This is a genomic window from Methylobacterium thuringiense (assembly GCF_022179645.1).
In the GTDB taxonomy this organism is placed as follows: Bacteria; Pseudomonadota; Alphaproteobacteria; order Rhizobiales; family Beijerinckiaceae; genus Methylobacterium; species Methylobacterium thuringiense.
The window spans coordinates 1-10038 of sequence record NZ_BPRA01000026.1 but is presented as its reverse complement, the minus strand read 5'-3'; the positions used below and the strand labels follow the sequence as shown (position 1 = coordinate 10038).

The 10038-nt window shown below is 58.8% G+C and carries 8 protein-coding genes; 4 read left to right on the top strand and 4 right to left on the bottom strand.

Features of this window, described 5'->3' with window-relative positions; genetic code table 11:
* The 4 genes from MFF07_RS22590 to MFF07_RS21165 form a co-directional block, all read left to right on the top strand.
* Window positions 1-1447, top strand: a 1447-nt coding sequence (locus tag MFF07_RS22590) for a SwmB domain-containing protein (protein WP_283206837.1), incomplete at its 5' end; no start/stop codon positions are given.
* Between the two features lie 853 nt (window positions 1448-2300).
* Entirely contained in the window at window positions 2301-3236 is a 936-nt protein-coding gene (locus MFF07_RS21175; RefSeq protein WP_238232820.1) for a ParB N-terminal domain-containing protein, read from the top strand.
* Window positions 3237-3815: 579 nt separating this feature from the next.
* Window positions 3816-4898, top strand: coding sequence for an acyltransferase family protein (locus tag MFF07_RS21170; protein WP_187272663.1), 1083 nt, complete (start codon window positions 3816-3818; stop codon window positions 4896-4898).
* Window positions 4899-5221: 323 nt separating this feature from the next.
* Window positions 5222-6460, top strand: a complete 1239-nt coding sequence (locus MFF07_RS21165; protein ID WP_147820499.1) for an acyltransferase family protein — start codon at window positions 5222-5224, stop codon at window positions 6458-6460.
* A 292-nt stretch (window positions 6461-6752) separates the two neighbouring features.
* On the opposite strand, the gene MFF07_RS21160 is transcribed toward MFF07_RS21165, so the two are convergent.
* From MFF07_RS21160 to MFF07_RS21145, 4 genes are read right to left on the bottom strand one after another with little or no spacing between them, the layout of a single operon-like run.
* Window positions 6753-7199, bottom strand: coding sequence for a GtrA family protein (locus tag MFF07_RS21160; protein WP_187272662.1), 447 nt, complete (start codon window positions 7197-7199; stop codon window positions 6753-6755).
* The gene (locus MFF07_RS21155) at window positions 7180-8034 is read right to left on the bottom strand and encodes a glycosyltransferase family 2 protein (protein ID WP_147820496.1); all 855 of its coding nucleotides are present in this window, start codon (window positions 8032-8034) and stop codon (window positions 7180-7182) included. The genes MFF07_RS21160 and MFF07_RS21155 overlap by 20 nt, the downstream gene beginning before the upstream one ends.
* Window positions 8012-8845 carry a sugar phosphate isomerase/epimerase family protein gene (locus MFF07_RS21150; RefSeq protein WP_238232819.1) on the bottom strand — a complete coding sequence of 278 codons (834 nt, stop codon included), beginning with the start codon at window positions 8843-8845 and terminating at the stop codon, window positions 8012-8014. The genes MFF07_RS21155 and MFF07_RS21150 overlap by 23 nt, the downstream gene beginning before the upstream one ends.
* A complete protein-coding gene (locus MFF07_RS21145; protein ID WP_147820492.1) occupies window positions 8842-9741 on the bottom strand; it encodes an NAD-dependent epimerase/dehydratase family protein in 900 nt (299 codons plus the stop codon). Before MFF07_RS21145 ends, MFF07_RS21150 begins: the two co-directional genes overlap by 4 nt.
* Window positions 9742-10038: the final 297 nt, after the last annotated feature.

The window sequence follows — 10038 nt, the reverse complement described above, 5'->3', positions numbered from 1 at the left end:
CACCAACGTCCCGGCGGCCGGTGCCTTCGCGGTCACCGTGGCCGGGGGCGCCGTCGGTGTGAGCAGCGTTGCGGTCAACAGCACAGCCCAAACGGTCACCCTTACCCTGGCCGCACCGGTGACGTCCAGCCAGGCGGTCACCGTGGCCTATACCGACCCGACAGCCGGCAACGACGCCCTCGCCGTACAGGATCTGGCCGGCAACGATGCAGCCACCCTTGCGGCCCAGAGCGTCGCCAACACCACGCCGCCGCCTGCCGACACGACCCCACCGATGTTCCAGTCGGCCGCCGTGAACGGCGCCAACTTGGTGCTGACCTACAACGAGGCCCTCGACGCCACCAACGTCCCGGCGGCCGGCACTTTCGCGGTCACTGTGGCCGGCAGCCCCGTCGCTGTGAGCGGCATTGCCGTCAACAGCGCGACCCAAACGGTCACCCTGACCCTGGCCGCGCCGGTGACGTCCGGCCAGGCGATCACCGTGGCCTATACCGACCCGACAGCCGGCAACGACGCCCTCGCCGTACAGGATCTGGTCGGCAACGATGCAGCCACCCTTGCGGCCCAGAGCGTCGCCAACACCACGCCGCCGCCGGCCGACACGACCCCGCCGGTGTTTCAGTCGGCCGCCGTGAACGGCGCCAGCTTGGTGCTGACCTACAACGAGGCTCTCGACGCCACCAACGTCCCGGCGGCCGGTGCCTTCGCCGTCACCGTGGCCGGGAGCGCCGCCAGTGTCAGCGGCGTGGCCGTCAACAGCACGGCCCGGACCGTGACGCTGACCCTGGCCGCGCCGGTGACATCGGGTCAGGCGGTCACGGTCGCCTATACCGACCCGACAGCCGGCAACGACGTCCTCGCCGTCCAGGATCTCGCCGGAAACGACGCCGCCACCCTCGCAGCCCAGGCCGTCACCAACAACACGCCGAGTGCGGCCGGCATCACCATCAACGACACCGAGGCCGGCAACGTCATCAACGGAGGCTCCGGCAACGATACGCTGCGGGGCAACGGCGGCAACGACACCATCTACGGCGGGGGCGGCAACGACTACATCTCGGGGGGCGCCGGGAACGATGTGCTGATCGGTGGTCCTGGTACCGACCTGCTCTACGGCGGTGCCGGCGCCGACCGCTTCGTGTTCCAGAGCCTGGCCGATTTCGGTCCGGCCAGCGCGCCCGACTACATCGAGCTGATCGCGGGCGACGGCGACCAGATCGACCTGTCTGCGATCGATGCCAACAGCCTGATCTCGGGCATGCAGGGCTTCACGTTTATCGGAACGGGCGCCTTCACTGGCCAAGCCGGCCAGTTGCACTACCAGCGCGGCACGCAGGGCGGCACTCAACTGGTGAGCGCGGACACGAACGGGGACAGCAAGCCCGATTTCCAATTCGTTGTCGGAGCCTCGACCCTGACCGCCAACAACTTCATCCTCGGCAGTTGACGGCGAGGAATGCGGCAAGCGCACTGCTCCGGTGCGCTTGCTCAGGAATCGACGGGAGCCCGGGTTCGAAGGTTCGGCCGGCGCTGCTCTTCAAATCCGACGCACCCTTCTCGATGGTCGGCTTCTCTAAAATCGAAGCGAAGATTGATCGACGAAGGTGCAGGTTTTCCGTCTCCAAAGAATTCAACGGCTCGATCCGACCGTTCTTCGAGCCGCCATACCGGAAGCGTGCGCGACAGTAACTGACCGTGATCCGCACGGTAGGACGGGTTTTTCCGGCAACCTTCCATCCAAGAGCGACCAAGACCTGGATTGGGCGCCGTCAGGTGGCGACTGTTTCATCCCTGCGCTGTCCCGTCGCATGAGGACATCTTCCACAGGCTTGAGGCCAGTCTCGGAGAGAATCCCATTTCCGCGATAGCCACTCGGGCGACCGGCGATTCTGAACCGGTTTGCATCTGAGATACGCACGACGCGCCTCTTTGCACGTCACAAGCGCAGCGATCCGCCCTTAAAACCGGCAATAAGAACAACTTATTTTGCCGTAAAATGTCTAGTATTAGACAATAACTGGACCTATCCACAAGCCGTAAACTGATAAATCCAACCGCGCGGCAAATTGTATATTGCGTTGCGATGGAAGCTTCGTATGTTGAGCGCGCAAGTTAAGTTTTCGTTAGTTAACTCGACGATCGACGCGCCAGAAAAAGAGTAACTATCGCCCCTTTACGTTCGGTGGAATCGCCAAGCTAAAAATAAATAACATAAGTTATATTGCCTGTAGATGCCCGCCCAGAAGACCCCACTGCGCAAGGGACACTTCGCTTGCGCGCGCTTTGGACGGAGGTACGACATGCTGCCGATCTCGACGAAAAGCTTTACCGCGCATAGCGACGTGTCGGCGGGCCCGGCCCCGATGCTGCAGTGGCTGCAGATCGCGACGCTGGTGGTCGATCCGAGCTACCAGCGCCCGATCTGCGGACGCGGCCGCAGCAACGTCGACCGCATCGCCCGCGAGTTCAACTGGCGCTTCTTCGCCCCCGTCGTCGTCTCCCCCGTCGAAGGCGGCAAGTTCGCCATCATCGACGGACAGCACCGCACCACCGCCGCCGCCCTCGTCGGCTTCGAGACCGTCCCCTGCCAGGTCGTCATCGCAGACCACGAGGAACAGGCCGCCGCCTTCAAGGCCATCAACGGCGACACCACGCCGATGTCCCGCATGGCCCTGCACGCCGCAGGCGTCATCGCCAACGAACCCCGCGCCGTCGAAATCGCCAAGGTCTGCGCCTGCGCCGAGGTCGAACTGCTGCGCTACCCCGTCCCCGTCGACAAGCAGAAGGCCGGACAGACCATGGCCGTCGGCGCCATCGTCCGATGCCACCAGCATTACGGAGCCGACACCCTCATCACCGCCCTGCAATGCGTCACGCAGACCGCCAACAACGAACCCGGAATGCTCTCCGCACGCATGATCAAGGCACTCTGCGAGGTCCTCAAAAACAGACCAGAATGGAGAGAGGCCGGAACACGGCTCTTCGATGCCTTCGACGCCATCGAGCTCTCCTCGCTGCAGGACACCGCCGCAGCCGAAGCCGCCTGCCGAAGGCTCGGAAAAGTCCAGGTCCTCGCCGAACGGATCACGCACGAACTGACCAAGTCTCCGCAGTTCGGCGCGAAGTCCTTTTCATCCCTGCCGATACCCTTCAAGGAAAACCACCTCAAGGTCGCCGCAGATTCCGGCACGACGCCTCGCATCAGCGTTCCCTCCGTCCAGGACCGTGCCTCGTAGCCGATGACGATCACGCTCCGGGAAACGGCGACGACCGTTCGAGACTCACGTGCGGGCGCCCCGAGGAGCACGACCCAAGCGGCATGACCTCTCCGTAGCGATCGCCGGCCTGCAGCCTTCCGCATGCCCGTTCGGCTCAACCCGTCGCAAATCCGATGCGGCCTGGAGCGGACATCGCTGCTGCCGCGTGACGTCAACGAGGACGCGGGCGATCCCTCCTCATCGAGGTCGCGGAGCATCCGTTCCCTGCCTTGATGAACTTGCCGATCGTCAGACCGACGACGACGGACAGCAACGCCCAGGGACCGACATACCTGAGCACACCACGCAATTTGACATCTTTCATGACAAGCACGATCCGATTTCCAATACAATCAAGCACATCTTCAGATCCAAGCCGGATCTGCGTCCAGTTAGATTGGCAACCTGAATTGTACCGAAGCTCGATATTATGGACAAATCGCCGAATGTCCTGCAAAGTAATCGAACTGCATGAATCCTGATCTGTGGCGCATGAACGAAGCGGATTAGATTATGACTGTGTTAGCGAAAGCGCCACGTTCCCTACGGTTGCAGTCGATGCAGGCCGAGCACGGTTTCGTTCCGAGCCTCAACGGCCTGCGCGCCATTAGTATTCTGATCGTCTTCCTATCGCACACGATCAGCAGCAAATTTTTTCCGGGGGGCTTCGGCGTCCGGGTCTTCTTCCTGATCAGCGGCTTCCTGATTGCGCGCCTCCTCTATGCAGAGTGGAAGGCGCAGTCCTCCATCGATTTGAAAGGCTTCTACATTCGCAGGTTTTTTCGTCTATATCCCGTCGTTATCGTCTATTGTGCAGTTGTGCTATTTATATACAGCCAGACCAACCCCAATGGCATCGTATGGCAGGAGCCTACTTCCGCGCTGTTATATTACGCGAACTACTATTACAGCCATCTAAGCCAAACCGGCCACACCGGCGGCACCATGCCATTCGCGATTTTCTGGTCTCTATCGGTCGAAGAGCACTTCTATATTATCTTCCCGATCATGTTCGTTTTCCTTCGCGCCGACCCACGGAAGATGTCCCTGGTTTGCGTAGCGATCCTAATCCTGTGTGTGTCCTTACGGCTGGCCGTAGCAACAGCAAGGCCCGATCTCCTGTCCACACACGTGTTCTACTACGAGACACAATATCAGTTCGATTCCATTGCGTTCGGCGTCCTGCTCGCCTCGCTCTGCGAGTACGACGCGGGGCAGGCATTGCTGAGACGTCTGCTCACGCCACCCGTGATCGGCCTAGCATTGGCTCTCCTCATCGTAGGGTTCGCGATCCGGAGCGAGTTTTTCCGGGAGACCATTCGCTATACGCTGCTGAGCGCTGCCGTCCTCATCGTGATTGTCAACGTCCTGTTTTCTGAAAAGTTTTCTGCTGTCCAAGTCGTATTGAACACGTCCCTGTTAGACTGGATTGGCAGGCTCAGTTACTCCATCTACGTCTGGCACTACGCAGCGCGGTCAATGCTCTCCGTAAGCTCAGGAGAGTGGTGGCAAAACTTCGTTCTCTGGTCTACGGTCACTTTGCTTGCCTCCGCAGCCTCTTATTACTTCATCGAACAACCGATTTCGGAGTTCCGTCACCGGTTCAGTTATCGCGCACAAAAACATGCAACGACCCGGTAGCAGATTCCCCAGGGGTTAAATCGACGCGACAGAGGCTCTTTGTTGGGACGGTCTCGTTCTGGGGGAAAGCCCCAAAAAAAACTAGAAAAGCAAAGTCGGTGGTCTCGTTCTGGCGTGCTTTCGAACGACATCGAGACTGCTCCGCCGAAAGAACGCGCAACCAGGCCAGAGCGCCGAGCCGATCCAATCGGATCGGATACGGCACTCAGAACCTAAAAGACCGGGATCCTGCTCCCTCATGAGCACAGCATTCCAAGTCGGGATTTATAATTTTTCGAACGAGCCATAGTGTTCTTGTTCGATCGATTGAAAGCCGAGCTCGCATGTCCAAGGAAGACGTAGTCGCTTACCCTTGGTCGCATGCCAGCGCAGATGATCGAAAGCTGTCGGCCCCGGCGTTGCCAGCCGGCAACAAGCTGCCAGCGATCCAAGCCCTTCGCGGCGCAGCTGTACTCCTTGTCGTGCTTTTTCATGCCTTGACACGCCACGTTCCATTCGGATGGGTCGGCGTCTGGCTGTTCTTCACAATCTCGGGATTCGTGATCACGCTATCACTGGAAAAGCTCTCGTCCAATATGGACGGTCGCAGCGTTTTACTGACTTTTTATCAGAAGCGGGCAAAACGTATTATTCCACTGTATGTCGTTATTTTATTGGGCGGATGCTTGATCTGCACGGCCATGATGCTTGCCGGACGATCGGACGTCCCGCCTGCGCTCGATCATTTGCCGTTCCTCCTCAGCTTCACTTACAACTTTTACCGGATGATGTCCGCGTACGAACATACGGAGCTATTCGGACATCTTTGGAGTTTGTGCGTCGAAGAGCAATTCTATGTGGTCTATCCTTTCGCATTCTTGCTCCTGAGCCGTATTGCTCGAATTCGGCTGCTGGTGCTCGTCATCCTGGCCTGTCCGCTCGGCCGGCTCTGCCTGAATTTATATCTGAACAAAATCGGATATTCGGAGGGTCAGATCGCAACGATCGTCTATCTGTGCCCCTTCAGTAACTTCGATGCGTTCTCGACCGGCTGTCTCGCTGCGTGTCTACGGAAGAAGGCATCCCGAATGAGCACACGCTTCTGGTTCGGCGTCATCACGGCGCTGATCCTTGCTCTGATGTCATATTTCGCGAGCCGAGCGCTGGTGATCGAGGCATCCTTCGCCGATGTCGCACGGTCCGCGCTGTCGGCAGAAACGCGCAGCCCGTCCGACCAGGTGGTCCTGTACAGCTTCCTGGCGCTGCTCGCGAGCACACTCGTCATCTGCGCGAACAACGCCCCGTCCCGACTTCCGTTTTTTGCCATTGCTCCGCTGATATGGCTGGGTGAATTGTCTTATGGCATCTACATGTACCATTTTCCGCTGCTTTATATTCGCTCGCAATTTTTGCCGGCCGCCGTTTCCGAGCCTTACGCGAAGCTATATGGCACAATCGTGCTGATAAGTTATTTAACGGCTGTTCTCGTTATTTCCTATCTGAGCTTCCGCTACATAGAGAAGCCGTTCCTGAACGCGCCCGAAAGAAGCCGGCGGTCGCGGAGTTGGCGGGCCGCGCACTAGACGTCGATCCTGAGATCTTGATGACACTGGTTTCACCTCTGTGCAGAGGATGATGGCTTGGGGTCGCTAGCTCCAGGAGAACGACAGCCACGACGCCAACGCAATCCGTCAGGAGATCCATGCGCCGCTCAAGCCGGCGTGAGGACACCGATCCCAAGCACAACCGTTTTGATACGGGCGCTCGCCAATTTGAAAGCCATGCGACTGGGGTTGCAGATCCGCGCCGGCCTCGAGGAGCCCCTCTCGACGGTCAGGGAGACGGTCGTTGATCATGACCGGTTTGTTTACGGTACTAGACCTCGACCTGCGTCCCAGCTGGAAGCTTCGCGCGCGCCCCATTTGAACGGACTGCAATCGAGCTCACGCAAAAGTTCACGACGCAGGACACGCCGGCAGCGAGCACTATGAGCACGAACGCTATGTCGGCGGACGGCTTGAACAAGGACTCGAGCGTCACGATCACGAGCAATCGCGTAGCCAGTGCTGCCAGGGCACCTGCTAGGATGCCAGCACCTCGCTTGAATGACACCCTGTCCGCAAACGATCCATACGTGAACCGGTCATGCAGGACACAGTTGAGGGTGAAACCGGCAACGAATCCGGCCGACGCCGCCGTGGGCGCCGAGACCTGGGCTGCACGGATCAGCGCGAAGGCGACAAGAAAATCCACGACGAAGCCGGCCGCCGTAACGAGCGAGAATCGGCCGAGCAGCCCCTTGTCAAGATTCCTGAAAGACATTTTGGGCAACCGCGCGCTTGGACTGTTTCGGATCGTATCGACCGATGGCGACATGGACGAGCTCCAGAAGCATGCTCATCCGCCCGCGCAGGCCCGAAATCTTCGTCGGCGTGGCCTTGTTGGCAGGATACCGGCGCTCGACCGGGGTCTCGCAGACACGGAAACCCAGTTGCGGCGCCCGGATCGAGAGATAGAACAGAAGCTGGTAGCGGTCGAACAGCGGACGGAACGGAGCGACGCGTTCATCGAGGAGGAACTTGCGCGAATAGGCCCGGAAACCGTTCGTCGTATCCGTGTACCAGAACCTGCGCGAGGCCAGACTGATCAACGGCGCATGGATGAAGCGGCCCGCGACATAGCGGTCGACCGGCGTATTCTCGCTGACGCCGCCGGCGACATATCGCGATCCTTGAACAAGATCGTATCCGGCATCGAGCTTGGCGAAGAAGTCGGCGATGGCGGCAACTCCGTCCTTCCCGTTACCGTCGATCGTCACGATGCCGGCATAGCCGCCCTGCAGGCACCAGGCGTAGGCTATGCGGAGCTGTGCGCCCAAGCGTCCGGTATCGGTCTTGGTCAGGACCGCACGGACGTGACGGAAGGTTTTCAGCAGATCCGGGTCGAGTGAGCCGTCATCGCTACCTCCGTCCGCGATCACGATATCGAGCGGAAACGGCAACTCTTCCATCTCGGTCAACTGCCGCTTGATACGCGAACCTTCATTGATGACCGGAATGACGACGGCGTACCGATGTGCACGCTCGCGCAGCTCATTCGCCACGAAGTTTGGGACGCCTTCGGGATAGACGGTGTCAGTGACCGGGTTGGACGTCATAATAAGCCTCGATGACTTGCGCCGAGCGGTGGAGACACGTTTGCCAATCGCCCACGGGTTGCTTCATCTCGACGGAGATCCAGTCCGCGTAAGCAGACGACCGCAGGATATCACCAAATTGCCGATGGCGTGGGTTCGTGATGGACAGTGAATCCAGGTTGGGTTCGCTGATGTGAAAATGTGCGGCGGTGCCGACATAGGCCTCGAGTGCCTCATCATTTTCCTCGTTGATGCATACAGTACCGGTGTCGACGTGGAGCCGAAATCCCGGATGATCGACTTCGCCAACGAGCGATACGGCGTCACCGGTCTTCGTCACGTACTCGCATCCATAGCGTTCCGGGTTTGCTTCAAGTACCAGGATCGAGCCCTGATCTTTGAAAATACTTCCGAGTTCCCGGAATAGCGGAATCGCAATACGATCTGCCTCCGAAGCGGATAGATCGAGAAGCTTTCTCAAGCCAGGAGCACCGAACACACATGGTAGGCCGCCGAACTCGCCGGCCATCCGCGCGACGTGCGTCGCATGCTTCAGCAAAGCTAGCCGCGCCTTTGGTCCCAAAAAAATCGGATCGAGATTCGCACCGAAGAGAATACCCTGGAGGGCTATGACACTAAGGCCCTCCGACGCTGCGAAATCCATGTAGTTCGCAACGTCGGCACGCGTCACCCCGTCCCAGCCGCCGAATACCTTGAACGGCGCAAGTTCGAGCCCTCGGTATCCGAGTGCACGGATGATCCGCAACGCGGCGCGGTCTTCTTCGATCGGCCAGCACAGATTCGACAGCGCGAATTTTTGTCCGCAGATCATCCAGCTGTCCCGCATCTTGCGGCCAGAAAACCTTCCATGTGCCGAAGCGTCGTTTCCTCATCCGCGATGTAGCCGCCCCCCGGATGTCCGAAAACGTCGGCGTACGCCGTCCTCACGTCGTATGTCGCGGGCACGGAGTAAGAGCCTCCGATCTGGTCTGCCGGAAAAAAACGCTCTTGGATTTTCCTCATCTGTATTGGCGGCGTAACGAGATTGATTTGGGAAACGCCGACTTCAACAATCGTATCGAGATCGTCTGCCAGGCTGCCGAGTGAATACCACTGATAGGCACTATCAGAATTAATTTTCTCAAGCATATTTTTCGTCATGAGATCGTAAAGCGCGTTCTTCTTCAAACCTTCTCCGAACAGTGCCGGCAGCCGGATGATGGTATGGGCCGAGGGAAAGTTCTCGATCACCCATTCCTCGACCATGCGCCGATGACGGCCGTAAGCATGATCCGCATAGGCCTTGAAGTCATAGCCTTCGTCATTCCTGCCCGCCGGATCTGGATAGACGTCGACGGTCGATATGAGAATGAACCGATCGGTTCGCAGATTTCTCAGCTGCGCGAGCAAGCCGGATATCTGCGCCCAGTCCTCGCTAGGGTTCTTGTTAGCTAACCATTTGATTGCGGGTACGGCGCTGCAGACCACGGCCTCGTAGGATCGATCGCCAAGATCGGCCACGTTTTTGGAGTTGAAGAGGGACTCGTATCGCAGCGTACGCGATGGGTGGGCGAGAAGATTCGATCCGACAAACCCCGTGTAGCCAACTATGGCGGCCGCAGATGGAGTCATCGCCGAAATCCTCGGAACACAAGGTACAGCATCGAGATGGCCCGACATTAGACTAGCAGTCAACGCCACACCGACTGCCTGAAAATCCAGCATCATAATGGGCTATCGAAACGACGGTCGCGTTCTTTCCCCTGAAGCGCTTGCCCCCGGCGAGATGCTAGGAATATGCACCGCTTATTCCGCAACAGTTATAAAATGTTTTTCTTACAGACTAACTGACTTGTGATCGGATGCGATCTCGGATCATAAACTTACTTGCCGGCCCGCTTATTCGGGCACGCGAGATCAAAATGCCCCATCCTCAGTTATGCATCAGTGATATAGTTAGATATATGCACCTCCCCGAGCAGGTTCGAGGGGTGCGCGCCGGAGCGGCCCCGATGCTGCAATGGC

Coding starts and splice junctions, on each gene's coding strand:
- MFF07_RS21160 (WP_187272662.1), bottom strand. CDS start 7,199: ATGTCTTTCAGGAATCTTGACAAGGGGCTGCTCGGCCGATTCTCGCTC.
- MFF07_RS21170 (WP_187272663.1), top strand. CDS start 3,816: ATGCAGGCCGAGCACGGTTTCGTTCCGAGCCTCAACGGCCTGCGCGCC.
- MFF07_RS21175 (WP_238232820.1), top strand. CDS start 2,301: ATGCTGCCGATCTCGACGAAAAGCTTTACCGCGCATAGCGACGTGTCG.
- MFF07_RS21150 (WP_238232819.1), bottom strand. CDS start 8,845: ATGATCTGCGGACAAAAATTCGCGCTGTCGAATCTGTGCTGGCCGATC.
- MFF07_RS21165 (WP_147820499.1), top strand. CDS start 5,222: ATGTCCAAGGAAGACGTAGTCGCTTACCCTTGGTCGCATGCCAGCGCA.
- MFF07_RS21145 (WP_147820492.1), bottom strand. CDS start 9,741: ATGATGCTGGATTTTCAGGCAGTCGGTGTGGCGTTGACTGCTAGTCTA.
- MFF07_RS21155 (WP_147820496.1), bottom strand. CDS start 8,034: ATGACGTCCAACCCGGTCACTGACACCGTCTATCCCGAAGGCGTCCCA.